Origin of the sequence: Collimonas arenae (genome assembly GCF_000786695.1) — a bacterium.
GTDB classification, from domain to species: Bacteria; Pseudomonadota; Gammaproteobacteria; order Burkholderiales; family Burkholderiaceae_D; genus Collimonas; species Collimonas arenae_A.
On sequence record NZ_CP009962.1, the window covers coordinates 1,575,049 to 1,599,441 of the forward strand.

Annotated in this window: 23 protein-coding genes; 15 read left to right on the forward strand and 8 right to left on the reverse strand. The window is 56.7% G+C overall.

The features are described 5' to 3' along the window. Window positions 1-15: 15 nt before the first annotated feature. The 8 genes from LT85_RS07130 to iscX all read left to right on the forward strand — a co-directional run bounded on the left by LT85_RS07130 (window position 16) and on the right by iscX (window position 5,814). Window positions 16-1,269 (forward strand): IscS subfamily cysteine desulfurase, encoded by a 1,254-nt coding sequence (locus LT85_RS07130; RefSeq protein ID WP_038486994.1) that lies wholly within the window; start codon window positions 16-18, stop codon window positions 1,267-1,269. 58 nt (window positions 1,270-1,327) lie between these two features. Next, entirely contained in the window at window positions 1,328-1,726 is a 399-nt protein-coding gene (gene iscU / locus LT85_RS07135; protein ID WP_038486996.1) for a Fe-S cluster assembly scaffold IscU, read from the forward strand. Between the two features lie 15 nt (window positions 1,727-1,741). After that, complete coding sequence (gene iscA, locus LT85_RS07140; protein WP_014007106.1) at window positions 1,742-2,065, forward strand: iron-sulfur cluster assembly protein IscA; 324 nt, start codon at window positions 1,742-1,744, stop codon at window positions 2,063-2,065. Between the two features lie 99 nt (window positions 2,066-2,164). Further along, entirely contained in the window at window positions 2,165-2,680 is a 516-nt protein-coding gene (hscB, locus tag LT85_RS07145; RefSeq protein WP_038487000.1) for a Fe-S protein assembly co-chaperone HscB, read from the forward strand. Window positions 2,681-2,708: 28 nt separating this feature from the next. Continuing rightward, window positions 2,709-3,323: a LysE family translocator gene (locus tag LT85_RS07150; RefSeq protein WP_038487002.1), complete on the forward strand. Its 615-nt coding sequence runs from the start codon at window positions 2,709-2,711 to the stop codon at window positions 3,321-3,323. 28 nt (window positions 3,324-3,351) lie between these two features. Beyond that, window positions 3,352-5,217 (forward strand): Fe-S protein assembly chaperone HscA, encoded by a 1,866-nt coding sequence (gene hscA / locus LT85_RS07155; RefSeq protein WP_038487004.1) that lies wholly within the window; start codon window positions 3,352-3,354, stop codon window positions 5,215-5,217. A 44-nt stretch (window positions 5,218-5,261) separates the two neighbouring features. Beyond that, complete coding sequence (gene fdx / locus LT85_RS07160; protein ID WP_038487006.1) at window positions 5,262-5,600, forward strand: ISC system 2Fe-2S type ferredoxin; 339 nt, start codon at window positions 5,262-5,264, stop codon at window positions 5,598-5,600. Window positions 5,601-5,619: 19 nt separating this feature from the next. Then, window positions 5,620-5,814: a Fe-S cluster assembly protein IscX gene (gene iscX, locus LT85_RS07165; RefSeq protein WP_038487008.1), complete on the forward strand. Its 195-nt coding sequence runs from the start codon at window positions 5,620-5,622 to the stop codon at window positions 5,812-5,814. Between the two features lie 255 nt (window positions 5,815-6,069). Here the strand turns inward: iscX and LT85_RS07170 are convergent, their stop codons facing one another. Both LT85_RS07170 and LT85_RS07175 read right to left on the reverse strand, forming a co-directional pair. Further along, window positions 6,070-6,759, reverse strand: a complete 690-nt coding sequence (locus tag LT85_RS07170) for a glycine zipper 2TM domain-containing protein (protein ID WP_052134808.1) — start codon at window positions 6,757-6,759, stop codon at window positions 6,070-6,072. Window positions 6,760-7,126: 367 nt separating this feature from the next. Further along, window positions 7,127-8,134, reverse strand: coding sequence for a porin (locus LT85_RS07175; RefSeq protein WP_052134809.1), 1,008 nt, complete (start codon window positions 8,132-8,134; stop codon window positions 7,127-7,129). Window positions 8,135-8,431: 297 nt separating this feature from the next. Between LT85_RS07175 and LT85_RS07180 the strand changes: the two genes are divergently transcribed. Further along, window positions 8,432-9,400: a LysR substrate-binding domain-containing protein gene (locus LT85_RS07180; RefSeq protein WP_172656953.1), complete on the forward strand. Its 969-nt coding sequence runs from the start codon at window positions 8,432-8,434 to the stop codon at window positions 9,398-9,400. A gap of 15 nt (window positions 9,401-9,415) precedes the next feature. On the opposite strand, the gene LT85_RS07185 is transcribed toward LT85_RS07180, so the two are convergent. The 4 genes from LT85_RS07185 to LT85_RS07200 form a co-directional block, all read right to left on the reverse strand. Then, complete coding sequence (locus LT85_RS07185; protein WP_052134812.1) at window positions 9,416-10,267, reverse strand: quaternary amine ABC transporter ATP-binding protein; 852 nt, start codon at window positions 10,265-10,267, stop codon at window positions 9,416-9,418. A 3-nt stretch (window positions 10,268-10,270) separates the two neighbouring features. Beyond that, a complete protein-coding gene (locus LT85_RS07190; RefSeq protein ID WP_038487012.1) occupies window positions 10,271-11,143 on the reverse strand; it encodes an ABC transporter permease in 873 nt (290 codons plus the stop codon). Between the two features lie 144 nt (window positions 11,144-11,287). Then, entirely contained in the window at window positions 11,288-12,316 is a 1,029-nt protein-coding gene (locus tag LT85_RS07195) for an ABC transporter substrate-binding protein (RefSeq protein WP_172656954.1), read from the reverse strand. A 112-nt stretch (window positions 12,317-12,428) separates the two neighbouring features. Further along, window positions 12,429-13,880 (reverse strand): NAD-dependent succinate-semialdehyde dehydrogenase, encoded by a 1,452-nt coding sequence (locus LT85_RS07200; protein WP_038487014.1) that lies wholly within the window; start codon window positions 13,878-13,880, stop codon window positions 12,429-12,431. A gap of 243 nt (window positions 13,881-14,123) precedes the next feature. Between LT85_RS07200 and LT85_RS07205 the strand changes: the two genes are divergently transcribed. From LT85_RS07205 to LT85_RS07230, 6 genes are all read left to right on the forward strand, one after another. Next, on the forward strand, window positions 14,124-15,119 hold the full coding sequence (locus LT85_RS07205; protein WP_038487016.1) for an aldo/keto reductase: 996 nt from the start codon (window positions 14,124-14,126) through the stop codon (window positions 15,117-15,119). A 39-nt stretch (window positions 15,120-15,158) separates the two neighbouring features. Next, window positions 15,159-15,662 (forward strand): formaldehyde-activating enzyme, encoded by a 504-nt coding sequence (fae, locus tag LT85_RS07210; protein ID WP_038487017.1) that lies wholly within the window; start codon window positions 15,159-15,161, stop codon window positions 15,660-15,662. A gap of 95 nt (window positions 15,663-15,757) precedes the next feature. Continuing rightward, window positions 15,758-17,182 (forward strand): aldehyde dehydrogenase, encoded by a 1,425-nt coding sequence (gene aldA, locus LT85_RS07215; protein ID WP_038487019.1) that lies wholly within the window; start codon window positions 15,758-15,760, stop codon window positions 17,180-17,182. A gap of 58 nt (window positions 17,183-17,240) precedes the next feature. Beyond that, entirely contained in the window at window positions 17,241-18,542 is a 1,302-nt protein-coding gene (locus LT85_RS07220; protein ID WP_038487021.1) for an MFS transporter, read from the forward strand. Beyond that, on the forward strand, window positions 18,539-19,783 hold the full coding sequence (locus tag LT85_RS07225; RefSeq protein ID WP_038487024.1) for a mandelate racemase/muconate lactonizing enzyme family protein: 1,245 nt from the start codon (window positions 18,539-18,541) through the stop codon (window positions 19,781-19,783). Before LT85_RS07220 ends, LT85_RS07225 begins: the two co-directional genes overlap by 4 nt. Continuing rightward, entirely contained in the window at window positions 19,783-21,408 is a 1,626-nt protein-coding gene (locus tag LT85_RS07230) for a GMC family oxidoreductase (RefSeq protein ID WP_038487026.1), read from the forward strand. The genes LT85_RS07225 and LT85_RS07230 overlap by 1 nt, the downstream gene beginning before the upstream one ends. 195 nt (window positions 21,409-21,603) lie before the next feature. Here the strand turns inward: LT85_RS07230 and lysS are convergent, their stop codons facing one another. Beyond that, window positions 21,604-23,130 carry a lysine--tRNA ligase gene (gene lysS, locus LT85_RS07235; protein WP_038495368.1) on the reverse strand — a complete coding sequence of 509 codons (1,527 nt, stop codon included), beginning with the start codon at window positions 23,128-23,130 and terminating at the stop codon, window positions 21,604-21,606. Between the two features lie 87 nt (window positions 23,131-23,217). Further along, window positions 23,218-24,322, reverse strand: a protein-coding gene (gene prfB, locus LT85_RS07240; protein ID WP_156117462.1) for a peptide chain release factor 2 whose coding sequence is annotated in 2 segments (ribosomal slippage) — window positions 23,218-24,240 and window positions 24,242-24,322 — 1,104 coding nt in all. Because the reading frame shifts where the segments join, the coding sequence is not laid out codon by codon here. Window positions 24,323-24,393: the final 71 nt, after the last annotated feature.

Consider the following 24,393-nt stretch of genomic DNA (forward strand, 5'->3'; position numbering starts at 1 on the left):
GGAGCTCAAAATAGTATGAACGCACCCTTGGAAAAAAGCCTGATAGACACATTGAAGGCGCCTCACTTCCCGATTTACATGGATTATTCGGCAACCACGCCGATCGATCCGCGTGTTGCCGACAAGATGATTCCTTACCTGCGCGAGCAGTTCGGCAATCCGGCCTCGCGTAGCCACATGTATGGCTGGTCCGCTGAAAAAGCCGTGGAAGATGCGCGCGAGCAAGTCGCCAAGCTGGTCAACGCCGATTCACGCGAGATCATCTGGACTTCCGGCGCCACCGAAGGCAACAATCTGGCGATCAAGGGCGCAGCCAATTTCTACAAGACCAAGGGTAAGCACATCATCACCGTCAAGACCGAACATAAAGCGGTGCTGGACGTGGTGCGCGAACTGGAGCGCCAGGGTTTTGAAGCGACTTACCTGCAACCGCAAGACAACGGCCTGATCACCATCGAGCAGCTGGAAGCGGCGATCCGCCCAGACACGATTTTGATCTCGGTCATGCTGGTGAACAATGAAATCGGCGTGATCCAGCCGATTGAAGAAATCGGCGAACTGTGCCGCCAAAAGGGCATCATTTTTCATTGCGACGCGGCGCAAGCCACCGGCAAGGTCGTGATCGACCTGGAAAAATGGAAAGTCGACCTGATGACTTTCACCGCGCACAAGACGTATGGTCCGAAGGGCGTTGGCGCCCTGTACGTACGCCGCAAACCGCGCGTACGCCTGGAAGCGCAAATGCACGGCGGCGGTCACGAGCGCGGCTTGCGTTCGGGCACCTTGCCTACGCACCAGATCGTCGGCATGGGCGCGGCGTTTGAAATCGCCCGTGAAGAAATGGATGAAGAGATCGTTCGTATCAAGGCATTGCGCGACCGCCTGGCGACCGGCCTGCAAACAATTGAAGAAGTGTATGTGAATGGCGACATGGCGCACCGTGTGCCGCATAACCTGAATGTCAGCTTCAACTATGTTGAAGGCGAATCGCTGATCATGGCGATCAAGGATATCGCGGTGTCGTCCGGCTCGGCCTGCACGTCGGCCAGCCTGGAGCCATCGTACGTATTGCGCGCACTGGGGCGCAGCGACGAACTGGCGCACAGCTCGATCCGCTTCACCATCGGCCGCTTCACGACCGAAGAAGACATCGACTTCACGATCGAACTGATCAAGACCAAGGTAGCGAAACTGCGCGAGTTGTCGCCACTGTGGGATATGTATAAAGACGGGATCGATATCAGTACGATCCAATGGGCGGCGCACTAGAAATTCTCTGCGGCTGATTGAATTTTCAGCGCCGCAGCATTAAACAAGGAGCAGTAAAATGTCTTACTCAGCAAAAGTTTTGGATCACTACGAAAATCCACGCAATGTCGGCGCTTTTGAAAAAGGCGACGAGACTGTCGGTACCGGTATGGTTGGCGCGCCAGCTTGCGGCGACGTCATGAAGTTGCAGATCAAGGTCGGCGCGGATGGCGTCATCCAGGACGCCAAGTTCAAGACCTACGGTTGCGGCTCGGCGATTGCTTCATCGTCGCTGGTGACTGAATGGGTCAAGGGCAAGACCCTGGACCAGGCAATGTCGATCAAGAACACCCAGATCGCCGAAGAACTGGCGCTGCCGCCAGTGAAGATCCACTGCTCGATCCTGGCCGAAGATGCAATCAAGGCCGCAGTTGAAGATTACAAAGCCAAGCACGGCGAGCAGAAACAAGCAGCATAAAAGGCGCTGACGGTTATGGCAATCACACTGACAGAAAAAGCGGCGAAGCATATCAACCGCTATATCGAACGTCGCGGCAAGGGCATCGGCCTGCGCTTCGGCGTGCGTACGACCGGTTGCTCGGGGCTGGCCTACAAGCTGGAATACGTGGATGAGAAGACTGACGAAGATGCAGTGTTCGAATCGCACGGTATCCAGGTGTTTGTCGATCCCAAGAGCTTGCCGTATATCGATGGCACCGAACTTGATTTCGCCCGTGAAGGCTTGAACGAAGGCTTCAAGTTCTACAACCCGAACGTCAAGGACGAATGCGGCTGCGGCGAAAGTTTCCGGATCTGATCCGGATTTTTCGCTGGTTTGAACTACGGTTGAACTGCCAAGCCTGTTGAACCACAACAGGCTTTTGTTTTGTGGGTCCCCTGATCTGCCAGAGTAAACATGCAAAATCACTTTGAACTGTTCCAGTTGCCGCAACGCTTCACACTCGATACGACGGCGCTGGACCAGGCTTATCACGAGGTGCAGAACCAGACGCACCCCGACCGTTTCGTCAACGCCACCGCGGCTGAAAAGCGCGTGGCGATGCAATGGACCACACGCGCCAACGAGGCCTACCAGATCCTCAAGAGCCCGTTCAAGCGCGCCGCCTATATGTGCGAGCTGAACGGCGTCGCGTTGCAGGCGGAGTCGAATACGGCGATGCCGGCGGCTTTCCTGATGCAGCAGATGGAGTGGCGCGAAATGCTGGACGATGCGCGCGCCGGTAAAAACCTGGAAGCGCTGGAGCAGCTGGATCGCGAATTGCGTGCGGCCCGTAGAGCGGATCTGCAACACATCGGCGCATTGCTGGATGCCGGGGATTTCGAGAAAGCGGCGCAATTTGTGCGGCAATTGATGTTCCTGGAAAAGTTCGGCGAAGAGATCAGCAATGCTTTCGCTATCCTCGAATCTTGATTAACCAAATTATTGACTGAGTACTGGCATGCCCGATATCTGGTTATTCCTGATCGCCGCGATAACCCTGACCCTGGCGCCGGGGCCGGATAATATTTATGTACTGACGCGCGGCATCGCCCAGGGCCGCAAGGCCGGGCTGGTCTCCGCACTTGGTTTCAGCTCGGGCCTGATTTTTCATACGATGCTGGCGGTGCTCGGTTTCGCCGCGCTGATCAAGGCTTCGCCGCTGGCGTATTCGCTGCTGCGCTATGCTGGCGCTGGCTATCTGGTGTACATCGGCGTCCGCACCTTGCGTTCGCATTCGGCGATTCATCTGCAAGGCAATGTTGCGCCGATGAAGCTGTCCCGCATCTATTGGCAGAGCGTGATCGCCAATATGCTGAATCCGAAAGTGACGCTGTTCTTTATCGCATTCCTGCCGCAGTTCGTGAACGCAAGCGCCGGCCATATCCCGGCGCAGATGTTGCTGCTGGCAGCGGTATTTATCCTGCAGGCGCTGGCCATTTTTAGCGTGGTCGCCCTGTTTTCAGGCATGGTCGGCGCATTCTTCCAGCGCAAGAAATCGGCCGCCACCATCATGAACCGCTTGGCGGGCACTGCGTTTATCGGTCTCGGTATCCGCATCGCCCTGCCACAATAAAGCAATAAACGGAAAGCAAGACACCCCCATGGCACTTTTGCAAATCTCAGAACCAGGCATGTCCACCGCTCCGCATCAACACCGGTTGGCGGTAGGGATAGACCTGGGCACCACCAATTCACTGGTCGCTACGGTGCGTAACAGTATTCCTGAAGTGCTGAACGACGAAGCAGGGCGGCCGCTGATGCCGTCCATCGTGCGCTATCTGCCGAACGGCAATGCTCATATCGGCTATAAGGCGCAAGCTGCACAGACGACTGACCCGAAGAACACGATCTTGTCGGTCAAGCGCTTCATGGGCCGCGGCCTCAAGGACATCGCCTACGCTGAGAACCTGCCCTACGATTTTCTCGATGCGCCAGGCATGGTGCAGTTGAAGACAGTGGCTGGCGTCAAGAGCCCGGTGGAAATTTCAGCGGAAATCCTGGCGACCTTGCGCCAGCAAGCGGAAGATGCGCTGGGCGACGACCTGGTCGGTGCGGTGATTACCGTACCAGCCTATTTCGACGATGCGCAGCGCCAGGCCACCAAGGACGCGGCCAAGCTGGCCGGCCTCAACGTGCTTCGCCTGCTCAATGAGCCTACGGCGGCGGCGATCGCCTACGGCCTGGATAACGCCTCGGAAGGCGTCTACGTGGTCTATGACCTGGGCGGCGGCACTTTCGATATCTCGATTCTGAAGCTGACCAAGGGTGTGTTCGAAGTGCTGGCGACCGGTGGCGACTCGGCCCTCGGCGGCGATGATTTCGATCACCGGCTATTTTGCTGGATCAGCAAGGAAGCCGCGCTGGCGCCGTTGTCCGACGAAGACACGCGAGTGCTGATGGTGAAGGCGCGCGAAGCCAAGGAACTGCTGTCGACCAAAGCGGAAGTCACCATTGATGCTGTGTTGAACTCCGGCGAGCGCGTGCACCTGCTGCTGACCGCCGAAATTTTCGATGAGATTACCCAGCATCTGGTGGCCAAAACGTTGACGCCGACACGCAAGGCATTGCGCGATGCCGAATTGAGCGCCGACGATGTCGATGGCGTGGTGCTGGTCGGCGGCGCTACCCGCATGCCAAGCATCCGCAAGGCGGTCGGTGCGTATTTCCATACTACGCCGCTGGCGAACATCGATCCCGACAAGGTAGTGGCGCTGGGCGCTGCGATCCAGGCCAACCTGCTGGCTGGCAACCGTGCCGCCGGCGACGACTGGCTGCTGCTGGATGTGATTCCCTTATCGTTGGGTATAGAAACCATGGGCGGCCTGGTGGAAAAAGTCATCCCGCGCAATTCGACCATTCCTTGCGCCCGTGCGCAGGAATTCACTACCTTCAAGGATGGCCAGACCGCGATGGCGATCCAGATCCTGCAAGGCGAGCGCGAACTGGTCAGCGATTGTCGTTCACTGGCCAAGTTTGAACTGCGCGGTATTCCGCCGATGGCGGCCGGTGCGGCGCGGATTCGCGTGACCTATCAGGTTGATGCCGACGGCTTGCTGTCAGTCTCGGCGCGTGAACTGCGTTCCGGCGTGGAAGCGTCGATCAGCGTCAAGCCATCCTATGGATTGGCGGATGACGACATTTCGCGCATGTTGCAGGAGTCGTTTGCCTCGGCCGACGTCGACATGCAGGCGCGTGCGTTAAGAGAAGAGCAGGTAGAAGCGGAGCGCATCGTGCTGGCGACCGAATCGGCCTTGCAAAGCGATGCTGCGTTGTTGTCCGCCGAAGAGCAGGCTGCGATTACGGCGTTGATTGCCGTTGTCCGTACGCAGACGCAAGGCGCCGACCATCTGGCGATCAAGGCGGCAGTCGAGGCGCTGGCGCATGGCACCGAAGATTTCGCTGCGCGCCGCATGGATCGCAGCGTGCATGATGCACTGACCGGCAAGACACTGGACCAAGTGTCGTAACTCATTTCACAAAAAAGTATCAACCTATTCCCGAGGTAAACCAAGTGCCCCAAATCGTCGTATTGCCCCATCCTACCTACTGCCCCGAGGGCGTCGTGATTGAAGCCCCGCGCGGACAATCGGTCTGCGATGCCTTGCTGGACCATGACATCGAGATCGAGCACGCCTGTGAAAAATCCTGCGCTTGCACGACATGCCACGTGGTGGTGCGCGAAGGCTTTGCCTCATTAGGCGAGCTGGATGACAAGGAAGAAGACTTGCTGGACATGGCCTGGGGCCTGGAAGCGACTTCTCGCCTGTCATGCCAGGCTATCCTCGGCGAAGAAGACCTGGTGGTCGAAATTCCCAAGTACACCATCAACCACGCCAGCGAAAACCACTAAGCGAAAGGGGAGCCGTCTCATGAAATGGATAGATACACTGGAAATTGCAGAAGCCTTGTACGACAAATTCCCGGATGTCGATCCGGAGAAAATCCGTTTTACCGATTTGCATAACTGGGTGCTTGAACTGGACGGCTTCGATGATGATCCAAAGCGTACCGGCGAAAAAATCCTGGAAGCGATACAAGCTGCCTGGATAGAAGAAGCCAGATAATCGTTACTTAAAGGCTGTTGCAAACACGCCTGGCGTTGTTGTCCTTGCAGGGCGAGCCCGGGCTTGCAAGCCCGGGTTGTTCCGAAGGCAGACGACAATGTCGTCTGAAACCCCTGCTACACCATCCTGGCCGTACTACTCGTACTGTCTTCGTCGGAGCGCCTAGCCATCTGTGTTTGCAATAGCCTCTTAAATAAAAAACCCGCTGTCGCTACATTCGTAGCAACAGCGGGTTTTTTATTGGTGGAACAGGTTTTAGCCGCGGCCTTCCAGGTGGCCGTTGACTACACGGACCGGATCGCCGACTTGCCAGCCCTGGCCGGACTGCGGGAAGCTGCGCAGCTTGCCGTCTTCCATCCGCACCATCACCTGGTAAGTCGTATTGGTGCGGGTGCGTTTTTCAACTTCGTTACCGGCAAAACCGCCGCCTACCGCGCCGGCTACTGTCGCCAGGGTGTTGCCGTTACCATGGCCGACCTGGTGACCCAGGACGCCACCCAAAACCGCGCCTGCGGCAATCCCCAAACCGCTAGGCGGGGCTGCATGCTGGATAGCCTGGATCGACTCGACCCGACCGCAGCTGTGGCAGATCGCCGGCTGTGGCGCTGGAGCCGGCTGGCGCGGCGCCTGTGCGTATTCAGAGCGTGGCGCTTGCGCATATTCCGGACGTGGCGCTTGCTGCGATTGTTGCGCCTGCGTCGGCTGTTGCTGCGCGTAGTAACCATTCTGGCCGGCTTGCGGCGCGCCGTTATTCATTGCCTGACCTGACGGCTGTTGCTGGCTGTTGTAATCAGGTGACATCGCGGCGACAGGTGCGGGTGTCGATTGCGAGCTAGGGAACAAGCCAGTCATTGCAGCTACACCAACCAGGCTGGCAAGAGTAACGGCAACCGCTGCCGCAGCAACTAACGGATGAATGCGATTGTTTGGTTTTGGGTTATCCATTTTGACCTCCAGAAATTTTTTTGTTTGTCGAGTAATGTAATTATCAAAGGTTCAAAGCCGGAACACTAGATTGATAATGTGTCAGATGTATCCTTATGTAACGAGTTCACGGATAACGAAAATATTTTTCTGGAGGAAATTAATTTGCCGAAATGGCAAGTTGGTAAAAGAGGCGTGCAGGCGGATAAAACAATTGGGGTCAGAGTGGGATTAATTGTTGCGGGTGCCCACGCCCGCACTACCTAAAGCGCCAAAAGAGGCAGAGTTTTTACGACAGCGGGATTTGTCGTAAAAAAGCTCTCCTCCTTTTAAATTCGCATGCCTTCGATTTTATGAAAAAGCGGACATGGAGCCTGGCATCGCAAAACTAGAACGTGTGGCTCATGCCCACTGCGTAACCGGTGGTGTTCACAACGATCTTTTCCCGATACAGGTCTGCGTATAACGCGGTGCGCTTGGAAAGCGGGTGACTGTATCCAAGGCTGACCTTGTGATTGCCGCTATCCTGATTGCGTCCATAACCGGCCTTGATGGTATCCGCACCGACTGCATAGGTGGCAGCCAGCACCATCAGCCGTTCGCTGCTGCGACCAGCTGCCGCGGCATTCACGCCAACCAGTTTGGTATGCGCGTAGGAGCCCATGATCACTAGCCCACCGAAAGCATAGGAGCCGCCGAGGAAATAGATATTATCGTTGTTGTCGTTGCGCTCATACGACGCCATGGCGCCCACCGGGCCTTTGCCATAGTTGAGCGAAATGCCGACGTTGCGCGTTTTAGCCAAGGGATTCCTTTCAACCTCGCCAGCCACGGCAAACCTGAAACCTGAAAAGTCCGGGGAATCGTAAAACACGCCATTGCTGATCCGCGCAAAATTGGCATAACCGAGCGCTACATCGTTGATGCCGTCACTGCTGTAGCTGCCGGTCTGGTAGCTGGCCAGCGAGCCGTTGAAGCCACTGTTGTACCAAGGCTCAAACAGCCAGATATTGTTCCACAAAGGCGTTACAGCGCGTCCGATGCGCAAGCTACCGACAGTGTTGCTTTTCAGGCCGACCGTGCTTTCGCCTTGTAAGAAAGTGGTAGGGCGCTCTTGTGCACCGGTGGCGGGAATGAAGCGGGTTTGCAGATTGAAGATCGCGGATAAGCCATCGCCCAAATCTTCTTGTCCTTTGAAGCCCAGCCAGTTGTTGTAGCCGCGCCCCATGATGACTGCGCCACCGCTTTCCTTGCCGATAGATACATCCAGGTTGCCGTACATGGTGACGCTGGTTTGGGCATGCGCCTGAGAAGCCGTTGCCGCGAGCAGGAGCAGTCCCAATTTGATTGCCTTGCCTGGAAGTTGGAAGCTGCTGCTGCGATTCAGATTTTGCATGTTTTGTCTCCTTGTCGTTTTAGATTTGTTATAGATTTTTATGTGCGCGCATACCGCGAGCTGGCTTATCTTCTGTGATTAATCGTTTGTTTCCCAACGCAATAATTAGATGGGCCCATCGCATATTCAGATACGTGCTCATTTGCTTGCGTGGCACACAGGAAGGGCGACGGCGTGCCGCGCATGGTCGATGCGAAGAACGAAATTTGAGGCGGATTTGCCGGTAGAATGTCTGCCACAGCGGCGCAAAAAAATCATGAAAAATGCGCCGCCAGGATAACTAGGCTAGGAGACCCTATGGACCGTCGATGTCTGCCATTAAATGCATTGCGCGCTTTCGAAGCCGCCGGCAAGCACCTGAGCGTGACTGCCGCCGCCAACAGCCTGTTCGTCTCGCAAAGCGCCGTCAGCCGGCACATCCTGACGCTGGAAGCTCTGTTAGGCGTAAAGTTGTTTGAGCGCAAGCATCAACATCTGGAGCTGACGGAAGCCGGACGTGCGTTGCTGCCCGTCGTGAACAAATCATTCGACCGCATCGAGCATGTGCTGAAAGACATTCTCAAGGACGGCGCAGAATCCCGCCGGGTGCTGCACATTCAGATGCCGTCGACCTTTGCACATAACCTGGCGGTGCCGATCTTGCGCGAATTCAGGAATATTTTCCCGGACGTGATGCTGGATCTGGTGATCCCCAACAAGGTCGGCATGCCTGATATCAATAGCGATATCGCGGTGGTGTATTCAAAACCCGAAGTCAACGATCTGATTGCGGACCTGCTGTGGCATGTGCGCTTGACACCGCTGTGTCATCCTTGCCTGCTAGAAGCCGCCAATGCTGCCAGCCTGGCCGATTTTGTCGCTGGCAACGAGATTGTGCATGTCATTTTGGAAGGGCAGCCGCGCCACCGTTTGTGGGACAGGTTTGTACGGCAAGCGGAATTGCCCAAGGTAACGGTGGATCGCGGCCTGGTGTTCGAGACCGCCAATCTGGCTGCGCAATATGCGATGAGCGGCACCGGCATCGCCTTGCTCGATCCCTTGCTGTTCCAGGACGAGCTGCGTAACGGCACGCTGGTGCAGCCCTTCGACGCCTGGGTCGATGACGGTTATGGCTACTATCTGCTGACCCATTCCGATGACCTGCTGGATGAAACGATTGCATCGTTCCGGTCATGGATGATCCAGCGCTTCGCCAACTCTTCACTGGAGCTGCAAAACCTGGTGCGCCGGACCGGTGTTTCTGCCGCAGTCCTGCCCGACGCTTGATCCGATGCCATTGGATCAGTGCGGGCTGGAGCCGCTCGAACGTTTTTCGACAAAGCGCCTGACGTAATCATCGGCAGGGCGAGTCAGGATGTCGTCGGCGGTACCAGCCTGCACCAGCACGCCATCGCGCAAGATGGCGATTTGCGCGCCGATGTGGATTGCCTCATCCAGATCGTGCGTGATGAAAACAATGGTCTTGTTGAAGCGTTCCTGCAGCACCAGCAGCTGGTCTTGCATTTCAGCGCGTATCAACGGATCAAGCGCACTGAAGGCTTCATCCATCAGGATGATGTCGGTATCGGCTGCGAGCGCCCGCGCAAGGCCCACACGCTGGCGCATGCCGCCGGACAGCTGGTCCGGATAGGCCTTCGAGTAACCCTTCAATCCAACCCGTTCCAGCCATTCCTGCGCGCGTTCATGCGCTTCCTTCTTTTTCACGCCGCGCGTTAGCAGGGCAAAGGCGGTATTGTCCAGCACCGACCAGTGCGGCAACAGGCCGAAGCTTTGGAACACCATGCTGATCTTGTCGCGGCGTAGCTGGCGCAGGCCGTGCGCATCGAGCGACAGGATGTTTTCGCCGTCGATCAGGATTTCGCCCTGGGTAGGATCGATCAGGCGGTTGAAGTGCCGCACCAGAGTCGATTTACCCGAACCGGAGAGCCCCATGATGACGGAGATTTTCGCCTCCGGAATTTCCAGGGAAATATCACGCAAGCCGACATTGCAGCCGGTCTGCTGCAAGACTTCCGCCTTGCTTTTTTCCTGCTTCAGCATATCCAGCGCCGATTCGCATTGCGCGCCGAATACCTTGTAGATATTGCGTACCGAAATTTTGCTTGTGCTTGTGCTTGTGTTTGTAGTTGTCATGGCTTACTCCGGCTTGGTCAGTTGCGAGCGCTGGCGGCGATTCATGCCGTAGGCCTGGGTAATCCGATCGATCACGATTGCCAGGATGACGACCGCCACTCCGGCATGCGCGCCTTTGCCAAAATCCAGGTTGGTCAGCCCTTGCAAAATATCCTCGCCCAGGCCGCGGGCGCCGATCATCGACGCCACCACCACCATGGCCAGGGCCAGCATGGTGGTCTGGTTGATGCCGGCCATGATGCTGGGGCGCGCCAGCGGCAGTTGCACCCACATCAATAGCTGGAATTTGGTAGTGCCGAAGGACCAGGCAGCGTCACGGGTTTCCTGGTCGACCTGGCGGATACCGAGTTCGGTCAGGCGGATCAGCGGCGGCAAAGCATAGATGACGGTGGCCAGCACTGCAGGTACTTTACCGATGCTGAACAACATCACAGCCGGCAGCATGTAGACGAACATGGGGAAGGTTTGCATCACATCCAGTAGCGGCAGCAGCAGGCGCGACAGCAGCTTGCTACGCGCCATCAGGATACCGATAGGGACGCCGATAACCAGGCAGATGATGATGGAAACCAGCATGATGCTGAGCGTCTGGATCGTTTTTTCCCATAAGCCCATGCAGCCGATGAAGTACAGCGCCAGTACGAAAACGATGCTCAAGCGTACCCGGCGCAAGGCGTGATAGCTGATCAGGCCGACGGCCACCAGCACCAGCCACGGTGGGATCGACTGCAGGAAACCTTCCAGCGGAACCATCAGGTAACGCAGCATGAAGGTGGAAATATCATGCAGGCCGTCGCCATACTTCTGGACGATGTTGTTGATACCGGAATTTAAGACTTCCGAAAACGAAATCGGAATAAAGAATTCGAAAGACATGCTGATTTCCTTCTGAAGACACGACGTTCCAAGAGTATCCGCCCACGGATAAGCTCTTTGCTATCGATTGATACGGTAAGTCCACAAAAACAGGATAGAGCCCGCGCCGGCGATAGTGCGGCAGCGGGCCTCAGGGTAGGGGAATTACAGCTTCAGCTCGACTTTCTGAGCGACGTCGGCAGGAACCCATTGCGTCCATAACGCTTTGTTTTTTTGTAGAAATTCTTTAGCAAGCACCGAGCCGCCGACCTTGCGTTCACCCATCTCGGTAATGGCATGATTGACGATATCGGCTGGCACCGAGAGTTTGTTAAAGAAGGCGATGACGTCTGGCGCGCCCTTGATGAACGGTGTAGAGACACCGATTGTCAGCTTGAATGACGGCGTGACTGTGCCGCAGACATCGTCGGTGGTGGAGTTCTGCACGGTCTTCCAGCATTTTTCCGTGAACTCCGGTTCCTGCAGCTGGACGAATTTGTACTTGCCCATCAGGCCAGCCGGCGACCAGTAGTAAAACAGGATAGGTTTGCCGCGCTCATAAGCCGACGAAATGGTGGCGTCCAGTGCGCCGCCGGTGCCAGGACGGAAATTGGTGTAAGTGGCGGCCAGTTTGTACGCCTTGAATTTCTGGTTGTTGATGCGCTCGCAATCCCAGCCGCTTGGACAATTCAAGAAACGCCCCTTGGCCGGATCCTCGTCATCGGTGAACAAATCCTTGTATTTCGGCAGGTCGGCCACGGATTTCAGACCGGGCGCAATTGCCTTGATGCCACGCTTGGCGTCGCCGTTGACCACATAGTCCGGGACGAACCAGCCTTCACGGGTACCGCCGGCCAGGATGTTGCCGACCAAATCGATCTTGCCGTCGGTGCGGCCCTTCTTGATCACGTTGGTGCGGTCCCATTGCTCGACCCAGACTTGCAGATCGTTCGACACCAGCGCGGTTTCCGTGACGGCGGTGCTGCCGGTTACGCTTTCGGTCTTGCAGCCGTAACCGTTTTCGACGATGAAGTTGGCGATTTCGGTAAAGAACTGCGCGCTTTCCCAGGTCACGCCGGCGAATTTGACCGGTTTTCCCTCGGCGCACCATTGCGGGGTTGCGGTGGCTTGTGCTGCCGTCGCCGCCAAAGTCAGCAGCAGGGCGCCGCCGGTCTTGATGATGATTTTTTTCAATATGTTCTCCTTTGATTTTTTATCATGTCCACTGTATCTGTCGCCAGCCGTGGACTTAGGTACTGCGGTTCGCTAAAGCGCAGGTTTGCGCTTTAGCGCTTGTGCAGGAGGATTACAAACCGCCCATGCACAGGTACTTCAACTCCAGGTACTCATCGATGCCATATTTGCCGCCTTCGCGGCCCAGTCCGGATTGCTTGACGCCGCCGAACGGCGCTTCCGCATGCGAAATGACGCCGGTGTTGATGCCCACCATGCCGACTTCCAGCGCCTCGGCCACACGCCACACACGGGCCACATCGCGGCTGTAAAAATAGGCGGACAGGCCGAACTCGGTGGCGTTGGCCAGCGCGATCGCTTCTTCTTCAGTGTTGAAGCGGAACAGGCCGGCCACAGGACCGAAGGTCTCTTCCTGCGCCAGTTGCATATCCGGGGTTGCATTGAGCAATACGGTCGGTTCGTAGAAAGTGCCGCCGAGCGCATGCCGTGCGCCGCCTGTGGCGAGCTTGGCGCCCTTGGCCAAGGCATCGGCCACATGTTCTTCTACTTTGTGCAGTGCGTCGCTATCGATCAACGGTCCTTGGGTAGCGCCGTCTTCGGTGCCGGCGGCAACTTTCAGCGCTGCTACGCGCGCCGTAAGCTTGGCTGCGAAAGCGTCGTAGACGCTCGCTTGCACCAGGATCCGGTTGGCGCAGACGCAAGTCTGGCCGGTATTGCGGAATTTCGAGGCCATTGCGCCATCGGCGGCGGCATCCAGATCGGCGTCGTCAAAAACGACGAAAGGTGCATTTCCTCCCAGTTCCAGGGAAAGTTTCTTCAGGGAATTTGCTGATTGACTCGCCAACAGACGGCCCACAGCGGTTGAACCGGTGAACGATAGTTTGCGCACGACGTCGCTGGAAGTCAGTTCACCGCCGATCTGTACCGCATCGCCGGTGACGACATTCAACACGCCGCCCGGTACGCCGGCCTGTTGCGCCAGATAGGCCAGGGCCAGGGCGGACAGGGGAGTTTGCTCGGCTGGCTTGAGAATCATGGTGCAACCGGCCGCGAGTGCAGGCGCCGCTTTGCGGGTGATCATCGCCAGCGGAAAATTCCATGGCGTGATTGCGGCAGTTACGCCGACCGCTTGCTTGATCACTACGATGCGGCGGTCATTGGCTGGTGACGGCACCACGTCGCCATAGCTGCGCCTTGCTTCTTCGGCAAACCATTCAATGAATGATGCGGCGTAGGCAACTTCGCCACGGGCTTCGGCCAACGGCTTACCTTGTTCCGCCGTCATCAATTGCGCTAGGTCTTCCTGGTTCGCCATTACCAGGTCGAACCATTTGCGCAGGATCACGCTTCGTTCCTTGGCTGTGCGTTGGCGCCAGGCCGGCCAGGCAGCGTCGGCCGAGGCGATCGCACGGCGCGTCTCGGCTGCGCCCATGTTCGGCACGCTGCCGATCACAGCGCCACTGGCCGGGTTGGCGACATCGAAACGGGATTGATTGTCTGCGTCTTGCCATTCGTTGCCGATCAGGGCTTGTTGCCTTAAAAGCTGGGGGTTCTGCAATTGCATAGATTTCCTGAGGTGCGTTGATCTGTGCATATATTCGGCGCAAAGGCCAATCCCGCCCAGCACAATAATTAGATGGTGCTATCGAAATTTGTGATGCATGAGAAGTTGTCCTAAATATATTCAGGTATCCGGTTTTGCACCCATGCATTTTTTAGATGGCGCAATCTGTATTTTGTGTTTGTCGGCAACCTGCGCCTGCTCCTACGATGGCTGCTCATCCACCCATTTTAAAACACCTCTCTCATGCAAACTGTCCGCTTCGGCCGCACCGGCCTTAAAGTATCGCGTTTCTGTCTTGGCACCATGTCGATGGGATCATCGAAGTGGAAAGGCTGGGTGCTGGATGAGGACAAGACTGCGCCGATTCTCAAGAGCGCACTGGATCTCGGCATCAATTTTTTCGACATGGCGGACTGGTATTCCAACGGCGCCAATGAGGAAGTGGTGGGCCGCACGCTGTTGAAGTTGAAGCAACGCGACAGCCTGGTGCTGGCGACCAAGGCCTTTTACGCCATGAGCGACGACGCCAACGACCAGGGGTCGTCGCGCAAGCACCTGATGGCGTCCATCGACCGTTCGCTGCGGCGCATCGGCACCGACTACATCGACCTCTACCTGTTGCACGCATTTGATCCGCACACGCCGATGGCCGAGACCATGGAAGCCTTGCACGATATCGTCAAGTCCGGCAAGGCGCGCTATATCGGCGCCTGCACCATGTATTCCTGGCAATTTGCCGAGATGAATGCGATTGCGCGGCAAAACAACTGGACCGAGTTCGTCAACATGCAATGCCAATATAGCTTGCTGTATCGCGAAGAAGAGCGGGAAATGATGCCGTATTGCCAGGATAAGGGCATCGCGGTCTCGACCTTCAGCCCGCTGGCGCGCGGCTACCTGACCGGTGTGCAAAAGAGCGCGCGCACGGAGCACGATCCTTTCCTGTCGCAATTCTTCGGCGATGAGATCGACGTCGAGATCGCTAACCGTGTGGTCAAGATCGCCAGCGACAGGGCGGTGCAGCCGGGGCAGATCGCCATGGCCTGGGTGGCGCAGAACAGCAATTCGACCGTGCCGATGATCGGCGCCGACAGCCCTGAGCAGTTGCGCCTGGCGGTGGAAGCCGGCGAGATTGTGCTGAGCGCAGAGGAATGCCAGTACCTCGAGCAAGCCTACCGGCCGCGCGACATGATCAATGATTACAACTACATACGTCGTCCGCGCAGTTACAAATCCTAATTAAATATTTACACACACATCACGCGACAAGGAATTTACATGATCAAGATTGGCGAAGGTTTTTGCGGCAGCGGTCCGAATGCGGCGCACATTAATTTGTTCCTCGGCCCTAAAAACGGCCCCATGGGAACGGCAACAGTAACCGCCGCCAGCAGCCCAGGCCCGGGACACATCCCGTTCCAGGCGGTATTGAAGCCGAACATGCCGGTCAAGCCGACCACGGTATTCATCGGCAAGGCGGTGTTGACCACACCCAATCATGAAAACATGACATGGGGGCCGGCGCAGGCAGGCGTCGCCTACGGCGTGACCAAGGCGCTGCTGGATGGCGTGCTGCCGCCGGAAGCGGAAGACGAATGGATCGCTGTGGCGGCGGTGTGGGTCAACCCGCAGGCCGATGATGCGGACCAGGTGTATGCCAATAATTGCGAGGCAACCTATCTGGCGGCGCAGCGTGCGCTGGCCAAAGGCTGGCCTAGCCGCAAGGAACTGGCCGAGGCGCTGGGAAGTATTTCCAATCCGTTCTATACACCGAAAAAATAACCTTCTTCGGCTGCAACGCATGCCTGCATAGCTGGTCCGGCCAGGTTAAGAAGCTGCTATCTTGGTCTGGTCCATTCAATTTCTGAGAGTTTGTCATGCGCATCTATAAGAATTTCATCGGTAATCGATTCGTCGAGCCGAAAAATGCAGACCTTATTGCCGTGTACGATCCGGCCACCGAGCAACTGGTCGGACAGGTTTCCGCCGCCACTGCGGAGCAGGCGCGCAGTGCGGTGGATGCGGCCGCCGCCGCGCAGAAATCGTGGCGTAAATTGCCGGGCGTGGAGAGGGCGAAATACCTGCATAAGCTGGCCGATGCCTTGCTGGCGCGCGCCCCGGAAATCGGCCTGGCGCTGGCGGCCGAATCGGGCAAGAGCTTGAACGACGCCAGCAATGAAGCAATCTACGCTGCCGAAATCACGCGTTACCACGCTGAGTGGGCGCGCCGTATCGAGGGCGAGATTATTCCCAGCGATTCGCCGTCGGAAAACCTGCTGCTGATGCGTGAGCCGATTGGCGTCGTCGCTTGCCTGATCCCGTTTAACTATCCGGTATATACCTTGTTGCGCAAGATCGCACCGGCGCTGATCGCTGGCAATACCGTCGTGGTCCGTCCAAGCAACAACACGCCTTGTTCGGCTTTCGAGGTGGCGCAAGCGGTGCTGGATGCAGGCTTTCCTGCTGGCGTCGTCAATATCGTCAGCATGCAGCACGAGGTGGCGGAAACTGTCTGCACCCATCCCAAAGTGGGCATGATCACTCTCACCGGCAGCGTCGGCGCGGGGCGCAAGGTGCTGGAGTATTCCAAGGCGAATATCGCCAAATCTTCGCTGGAGCTGGGTGGCAAGACGCCGGTGATTGTCGAAGCGGATGCGGATCTGGAACTGGCGGCGACAGAAATCACCAGTTCCAAAACCACTAACTGCGGCCAACTCTGCACGGCGGTGGAGCGGGTCTATGTCAACCGCAAGGTGGCGGCAAAGCTGATTGCCCTGCTCAAGCAGAAATTCGGCAGCCGGCAATGCGGTAACCGTGCGCAACATCCTACGCATATGGGGCCGTTGATCAATGCGGAGGCGCGCAACAATGCGCATCGAATGGTAGTGCGGGCGATTGCCGATGGCGCGACGCTGGAAGCCGGTGGTGTGATTCCCGACGGCAAAGGGTTTTTCTATCCGGCGACTTTGCTCAGCAACTGCCGGCAAGAGATGGAAATCGTGCAGGAGGAAGTGTTCGGTCCGGTGCTGTGCGTGGTCGAATACGACACGGTGGAGCAAGCCTTGGAAATGGCCAACGATCATCAGTTCGGCTTGTCGTCGATCATCTACACCGCCGATTACCGTACCGCCATGCAGGTAGCCAACAACATTGAAGCCGGCGAGTTGTACATCAACCGGACTCCGGCCGATCCCTACCAGGGATATCACGCTGGCTGGAAACGTTCCGGCCTGGGTGGCGATGACGGCAAGCACGGCATGCTGGAATTCACCCAGACCCGCCTGGTAGTCATGAAATATTAGAAGTGTTTTTGCCGGCATAGCGTACCCAGAAGGCGCGTCAGGCTCACAGGATGGAGACATGATAGATACCTTGGCAGTAGCACCACCCGCGTCTGTAGCAAGCCAGAAAAAACAAGATTTGAAGCGTTATTTTCAGTTTGCATTATTGCTGCTGGCCGCCGGCATTATTTATCCGATGCTATACCTGCGGCAAAACTACGAACTCACGATCCTTGATGCCTTCCGCATTAGCAAGGACGAACTTGAGAACAGTTACGCATTACTCGGCATTATCTATGTGATTTCCTACGGCCCCAGTGGATGGCTGGCAGACAAGATTTCGGCGCGGATCCTGCTTCCGTTTTCTCTGGCTTTGGTGGGATTTTTAGGGTTGTGGTTTGCCAGCTTCCCGGACAAGCAATTCTTGCCGCTGATCTTTGCCGGTTGGGGCATAGGCGCAGGGCTGACGTTCTGGGCGGCGCTGATCAAGAGCGTCAAGCTATTGGCCAAGCGGGAAGAACAGGGGCGTTTTTTCGGGATTCTTGATGGCGGCCGGGGGTTGATCGAGGCGTTGCTGGCGACCGCAGCCTTGAGCATCTTTGCCTACATGACGCACAATGCGGCTTCTAGCCAGCAAGCCATGCAACCCATCGTATATATGTATTCGATCGGCTGCCTCCTGGTTTCCATGATGATTTTTATCTTTCTGGATAAACGCGACGACGCGGAGACATCCAGCCTTGGCAGCGAAGTCAAGATCGGCTTGATTGCCGGTTTGCGCATCCTGCTCAGGATCCCTCAGTTGTGGCTGATGGCTTTCATCATATTTACCGGCTACCAGCTGTTCTGGGTGACTTATTCGTTCTCATCGTTCTTGCGGCAGGGACATGGCATGGACGCCGTCGCCGCCGGCACCATTACCGTCATCAAATTATGGATGCGGCCTATCGGCGGTATCGGCGGCGGTTTTCTCGGCAATAAATATTCGAACGAAGGCGTGCTGGCCGGCGCCATGCTACTGGCTGCAGCCGGCCTGGTTGGCCTGATGATTTTGCCGCAATACATCAATACCTATGTGCTGCTGGTATTCGTATTGTTGGTAGGCACCATGAGCTACACCGTGCGCGGTTTGTATTGGGCACTACTGGATAAGTGCCAGGTGCCGGCGCGGGTTATCGGCCTGGCGATCGGCCTGGTGTCCATGATCGGCTACTTGCCGGATGTCTTCCTGCCGGAAATTAATTCTGCATTGCTTGGCATGTATCCAGGCATGGCAGGTTTCAAGGTGTATTACGGCTATATCGCCCTGTGCGGCTTGCTAGGCGCGGCCGGCGTGTTCTATTTTAAAAAATCTATAAAGAAGGAAAAGGCATCGTCATGAAAATCGTATCAATGCAATCTCATATCGTCGCTGTGCCGCCGCCGTATTTCGGCGGCATGTACTGGATCTTCGTGACGTTGAAGACTGATTGCGGCATCGAAGGCGTCGGCGAGATATATGCATCGACCTTCCACCCCAAGGTCATGGTGCCGGCGATAGATGACGCCTTCGAACGCCACCTGCTGAATCATGATCCGCACCATATCGAACGCTTTTTCCGCTCGGCCTATTCGAGCGGCTTTACCCAACGTCCGGACCTGACCATGATGGGTATCGTCAGCGGCCTGGAAATGGCCTGCTGGGACATCATCGGCAAAGCCGCCAACAAGCCGGTCTACGAACTGATTGGCGGCAAGGTGCATGAGCGCCTGCGCTCTTATACTTACTTGTACCCGAAGAACGGCAAGGGAGAGTACGACTACGATGATGTCGACCTGGCGGCGGAGTGCGCGGTGGATATGATGAAGCAGGGTTTTACCGCGGTGAAGTTCGACCCGGCCGGGCCATATAGCGCTTACTCCGGTCATCACTTGTCGTTGGAAGTGATGGACAAATCGGAAGAGTTTTGCCGCAAGATTCGCGATGCAGTCGGCAGCAAATGCGACCTGTTGTTCGGTACGCATGGACAGATGTCACCGGCATCGGCGGTGCGTCTCGCCAAGCGGCTGGAAAAATACGATCCGCTGTGGTTTGAAGAGCCGGTGCCGCCCGGGCAGTCGGATGCGATGGCAGTGGTGGCCGGCAAGACCAGCATCCCGATCGCCACCGGCGAACGGCTGACTACCAAGTATGAATTCTTCGATCTGTTGAACCGTGGCGGCGCTTCGATCCTGCAAATGAACCTGGGCCGCGTCGGCGGTATCCTGGAAGCCAAGAAAATCGCTGCCATCGCCGAAGTGTATTACGCGCAGATTGCCCCGCATCTGTACAACGGCCCGATCGGCGCCGCCGCCAGCATCCAGCTGGCCACGGCGACGCCGAATTTCCTGATTCAGGAAAGCATCCGCAACTGGGACGGTTTCCATTCAGAGATCCTGAAGAAGCCGATAGTCTGGGAAGACGGTTTCATTATTCCTTCGGCCGAGCCCGGTCTTGGGGTAGAGTTGAATATGGATGTCGTGGCGGCCAATTCGCCCTACACCGGCGATAAATTGCATATTTCGATGGACCCCAAGCCGTTTGACGTCAAGCATCAATCTTCCGATAGCTGGAAAAACCGTTGGCGCGCAGAGAGTAAATAATGGCTTTCGATTTCATCATTGTCGGCGCTGGTTCAGCTGGCTGCATTCTGGCGAATCGCCTGAGCGAATCGGGCAAGTACAGTGTGTTGCTGCTGGAAGCGGGGGGCAGGGATAATTCCTACTGGCTGAAGATACCGGTCGGTTTCGCCCGGACATACTACAACCCGGAATACAACTGGATGTACTACAGCGAACCGGAAGCGCAGATGGCAGGGCGTCGCCTGTATGCGCCGCGTGGCAAGGTGCAGGGTGGGTCAGGCAATATCAATGCGATGATTTATGTGCGCGGCCAGGCTTGTGATTTTGACGATTGGGAAGCTGCCGGGAATCCGGGGTGGGGTTATAAAGATGTGCTGCCTTACTTTAAGAAACTGGAAGCGCATCCGCTCGGCGATACCGCCTATCACAATGCCAAGGGTTTGATCGGCATCACCCAGATGAAGCACGATGCGCATCCCATCTGTCAGGACTACCTCCAGGCTTGTAAGGAACTCGGCTATCCGTTGAATGATGATTTCAACGGCGCCAGCTTCGAGGGTGCGGGTATCTACGAAGCCAATATACGTAAAGGCAGACGCGATTCCAGTAGCTACGCTTACCTGCATCCGGCCTTGAAGCGGCCTAACCTGACGCTGGAATGCCGCGCCCAGGCTGAACAGATCCTGTTTGATCCGGACAAGCGCGCAGTCGGCGTCGCAGTGTTACAAAACGGTCTGCGCAGGGTATTTACTGCCAATAAGGAAGTGATCCTGGCGGCGGGTGCGGTCGATTCGCCTAAACTGCTGCAACTGTCCGGCGTTGCCGATGCCGAATTACTTGCTAGGCATGAGATTCCCTTGGTCCAGCATCTGCCCGCAGTGGGGAAGAATTTACAGGATCATCTGTGCGTATCGTTTTATTTCAAGGCGAATAAAAAGACCTTGAATGACGAATTGGGATCGCTGTTCGGACAGGCGCGGGCGGGGATCCAATACCTGTTCAAGCGCAGCGGTCCGCTGGCGATGAGCGTCAACCAGGCCGGCGGTTTTTTCAAAGGCAGCATGCAGGAGCAGCATCCGAACCTGCAGCTATACTTCAATCCCTTGTCCTACCAGATTCCCAAGAATCCGAAGGCGAAACTGAAGCCGGACCCGTATTCCGGCTTCCTGCTGTTCTTCAATCCATGCCGTCCCAGCAGCCGCGGCGCCATCGAGATTGCGGATAAAGATGTCGGCGTGCCAGCCAGGATCATGCCGAATTACCTGAGCACGCAAAAGGACATAGACGAGGCGATACAGGGCGGCGCCTTGATACGCAAGCTGATCGAGGCGCCGGCCTTCAAGAAAATCATCGTGGAAGAGGTATCGCCCGCGACTGCGGTAAGCGATGACGCCAGCATGCTGCAATTTTTCAGGGAGCAGGCCGGATCGATCTATCATCTGTGCGGCTCATGCGCGATGGGGCCGGACCAGCAGAAGTCTGTTGTATCGAACCAGCTGAAAGTGCATGGCGTCAAAGCCCTGCGCGTGATCGATGCGTCGATCTTCCCCAACATCACGTCCGGCAATATCAATGCCGCGGTGATGATGGTGGCGGAAAAGGGCGCAGAGCAGATATTGGCCGATCACCGCCAGCGCGCAGTGTAAAACAATTCGACTCTGACCCCAATAAAACAATTGGGGTCAGAGTCGGATTAATTTTACTGATTATCAAGATTTTTGCTCTGTGGGACGTGAAATGGGGCCCGAGTAATTTACGACGGTAAAGTCTGTCGTAAATTACTCGGGCCCCATTTAAACTGCGCATGGTGGCGAGAAAGCCGCTAGCGCATATGCTGCATATCAGTCCTCGCGGCGCAGGTGCGGGAACAGGATCACGTCGCGGATGTTTGGCGAGTCGGTGATCAGCATCATCAGGCGGTCGATGCCGATGCCGCAGCCGCCGGTCGGTGGCATGCCGTATTCCAGCGCGCGGATGTAGTCGGCGTCGTAATACATGGCTTCTTCGTCGCCGGCGTCTTTGGCGGCAACCTGCGCCTGAAAGCGGGCGGCCTGGTCTTCCGAGTCATTCAACTCGGAGAAGCCGTTGGCGATTTCGCGGCCGGTGATGAACAGTTCGAAGCGCTCGGTGATGCCTGGCACTGTGTCGGAAGCACGCGCCAATGGCGATACTTCAACCGGATAGTCGACGATGTAGGTCGGATCCCACAACTGCGATTCTGCGGTTTCTTCAAACAACGCCAGTTGCAGCGCGCCGAGACCCGCGTGAGCGTGCGGCTTGACACCGAATTTCTTCAGTTCAGCCTTGATGAACTCGGCGTCTTGCAACTGTGCATCCTGGTATTGCGGTGCATATTTGTTGATCGCGCCGACGATGGTCAGGCGCTGGAACGGCTTGCTCAGGTCCAGCTCGCGGCCTTGGTAGGTCAGGGTGGCGGTGCCGTGCGCATCTTCCGCTGCCTGGCGAATCACTTGTTCAGTGAAGGTCATCAGCCATTGATAGTCGACGTAAGCCGCATAGAATTCCATCATCGTGAATTCTGGATTGTGGCGCGGCGACACACCTTCGTTGCGGAAGTTGCGATTGACTTCAAACACGCGTTCGAAACCGCCGACCACCAGGCGCTTCAGATACAGCTCAGGCGCGATACGCATGAACATTTGCATGTCCAGTGCGTTGTGATGCGTGATAAACGGCTTGGCCGCTGCGCCGCCGGGAATGGCGTGCAGCATCGGCGTTTCGACTTCCATGAAGTCGTTCTTTTCCATGAAGCGGCGGATCGACGACATCGCGGCGGTGCGCGCCTTGAAAGTGCGGCGCGTGTCTTCGTTCATGATCAGGTCGACATAACGCTGGCGATACTTGGTTTCCTGGTCGGCCAGGCCATGGAATTTGTCCGGCAGCGGGCGCAGCGACTTGGTTAGCAGGCGCAGGGTCGTTACCTTGATCGACAGTTCGCCGGTCTTGGTCTTGAACAGCGTGCCTTCAGCGCCGAGAATGTCGCCCAGGTCGTAGTGCTTGAAGCTGTCGTAGTCGGCTTCGCCGATGTTTTCCTTGGTGATGAACAGCTGGATGCGGCCGTCGGCCTTGCTGCCGGAGGCATCTTGCAAGGTAGCGAAGGACGCTTTGCCCATCACCCGTTTCAGCATCATCCGGCCCGCTACGACGACCTTGACTGCGGCGGCGTCCAGCGTCTCGTTATCCTGAGCGGCGTATTCAGCCTGGATAGCGTCAGCCTTATGCGTAGGGCGGAAGTCGTTCGGGAAGGCCACGCCCTGGCCGCGCAAAGCGCCGAGCTTGGTGCGGCGTTCCGCAATGATTTTATTTTCGTCTTGCGGGACAGGTGGTTGCTGATTGTCTGTCGTCATGTCAGTGTCTTTATAAGTGATGCAGTGAAACGTCTGTGGAGCAATGCGTTGCATACCACGGGCATGGCCCGTGGCTGCATGGATAAATTAAACGCCTTGCTTAAGCGATGCCGCGATGAAGTCATCCAGGTCGCCGTCGAGAATGGCCTTGGTATTGCCGCTCTCAAAGTTGGTACGCAAATCCTTGATGCGCGACTGGTCCAGCACGTAGGAACGAATCTGGTGACCCCAGCCGACGTCGGTCTTGGAATCTTCCAGCTTTTGCTGCTCGCTCATGCGTTTGCGCAATTCCAGTTCGTACAGCTTGGCTTTCAGCATGTCCCATGCTTCGGCACGGTTGCGGTGCTGGCTGCGGTCGTTCTGGCATTGCACCACGATTCCGGACGGCATATGCGTCAGGCGCACGGCGGAGTCGGTTTTATTGATGTGCTGCCCACCTGCACCGGACGCGCGGTAGGTATCAACGCGAACGTCGGCAGGATTGACATCGATGTCGATCGAATCATCCACTTCAGGATACACAAACAGGCTGGAAAACGAAGTGTGGCGGCCGTTGGCGGAATCGAACGGCGATTTGCGCACCAAGCGGTGGACGCCGGTTTCCGTGCGCAGGAAACCGTAGGCATATTCGCCTTCGACTTTCAGCGTTGCGGTCTTGATGCCGGCGACTTCACCGTCGGACTGTTCCAGGATCTCGACCTTGAAACCCTTGCGTTCGCAATAGCGCAGATATTGGCGCAGCAGCATCGACGCCCAGTCCTGCGCTTCGGTACCGCCAGCGCCTGCCTGGATATCGATGAAGCAGTTGTTCGGGTCCATCGGGTTGCTGAACATGCGGCGGAATTCCATGCCTTCCACCAGCTTGCGCAATGTCTCGGTATCGGCTTCGACAGCCTCTACCGTGTCTTCATCCTGTTCTTCGCGGGCCATCTGGAACAGGTCCGAGGTGTCGCGCAGATCGGCTTCGATCTTGGTCAGCGTCAGGACGATGGCTTCCAGCGATTTCTTTTCTTTACCCAGGTCCTGGGCGCGTTTCTGGTCATTCCAGACTTCCGGATCTTCCAGTTCGCCATTGACCTGGTCGAGTTTCTCTAACTTCGTATCGAAGTCAAAGATACCTCCGAAGTTCGGCTTCGCGGCTGGTCAGGTCCGCGAGCAGGTTTTGCAGGGAATTTAAGCGTTCGGCTTCCATTTTTGGCTCTTTTGCAATCAAACCCTAAATTATACGCCAGCAGCATGGTAGATGGCGCCGCTGTTTGCCAT

What these genes read in the sequence shown, in the direction of transcription:
- LT85_RS07225 (WP_038487024.1), top strand. Translation starts at nt 18,539, where the DNA reads ATGAAAATCGTATCAATGCAATCTCATATCGTCGCTGTGCCGCCGCCG.
- fae (WP_038487017.1), top strand. Translation starts at nt 15,159, where the DNA reads ATGATCAAGATTGGCGAAGGTTTTTGCGGCAGCGGTCCGAATGCGGCG.
- LT85_RS07205 (WP_038487016.1), top strand. Translation starts at nt 14,124, where the DNA reads ATGCAAACTGTCCGCTTCGGCCGCACCGGCCTTAAAGTATCGCGTTTC.
- LT85_RS07130 (WP_038486994.1), top strand. Translation starts at nt 16, where the DNA reads ATGAACGCACCCTTGGAAAAAAGCCTGATAGACACATTGAAGGCGCCT.
- LT85_RS07185 (WP_052134812.1), bottom strand. Translation starts at nt 10,267, where the DNA reads ATGACAACTACAAACACAAGCACAAGCACAAGCAAAATTTCGGTACGC.
- iscA (WP_014007106.1), top strand. Translation starts at nt 1,742, where the DNA reads ATGGCAATCACACTGACAGAAAAAGCGGCGAAGCATATCAACCGCTAT.
- LT85_RS07220 (WP_038487021.1), top strand. Translation starts at nt 17,241, where the DNA reads ATGATAGATACCTTGGCAGTAGCACCACCCGCGTCTGTAGCAAGCCAG.
- hscA (WP_038487004.1), top strand. Translation starts at nt 3,352, where the DNA reads ATGGCACTTTTGCAAATCTCAGAACCAGGCATGTCCACCGCTCCGCAT.
- aldA (WP_038487019.1), top strand. Translation starts at nt 15,758, where the DNA reads ATGCGCATCTATAAGAATTTCATCGGTAATCGATTCGTCGAGCCGAAA.
- LT85_RS07190 (WP_038487012.1), bottom strand. Translation starts at nt 11,143, where the DNA reads ATGTCTTTCGAATTCTTTATTCCGATTTCGTTTTCGGAAGTCTTAAAT.
- hscB (WP_038487000.1), top strand. Translation starts at nt 2,165, where the DNA reads ATGCAAAATCACTTTGAACTGTTCCAGTTGCCGCAACGCTTCACACTC.
- LT85_RS07170 (WP_052134808.1), bottom strand. Translation starts at nt 6,759, where the DNA reads ATGGATAACCCAAAACCAAACAATCGCATTCATCCGTTAGTTGCTGCG.
- LT85_RS07180 (WP_172656953.1), top strand. Translation starts at nt 8,432, where the DNA reads ATGGACCGTCGATGTCTGCCATTAAATGCATTGCGCGCTTTCGAAGCC.
- iscU (WP_038486996.1), top strand. Translation starts at nt 1,328, where the DNA reads ATGTCTTACTCAGCAAAAGTTTTGGATCACTACGAAAATCCACGCAAT.
- lysS (WP_038495368.1), bottom strand. Translation starts at nt 23,130, where the DNA reads ATGACGACAGACAATCAGCAACCACCTGTCCCGCAAGACGAAAATAAA.
- LT85_RS07150 (WP_038487002.1), top strand. Translation starts at nt 2,709, where the DNA reads ATGCCCGATATCTGGTTATTCCTGATCGCCGCGATAACCCTGACCCTG.
- LT85_RS07175 (WP_052134809.1), bottom strand. Translation starts at nt 8,134, where the DNA reads ATGCAAAATCTGAATCGCAGCAGCAGCTTCCAACTTCCAGGCAAGGCA.
- iscX (WP_038487008.1), top strand. Translation starts at nt 5,620, where the DNA reads ATGAAATGGATAGATACACTGGAAATTGCAGAAGCCTTGTACGACAAA.
- LT85_RS07200 (WP_038487014.1), bottom strand. Translation starts at nt 13,880, where the DNA reads ATGCAATTGCAGAACCCCCAGCTTTTAAGGCAACAAGCCCTGATCGGC.
- LT85_RS07230 (WP_038487026.1), top strand. Translation starts at nt 19,783, where the DNA reads ATGGCTTTCGATTTCATCATTGTCGGCGCTGGTTCAGCTGGCTGCATT.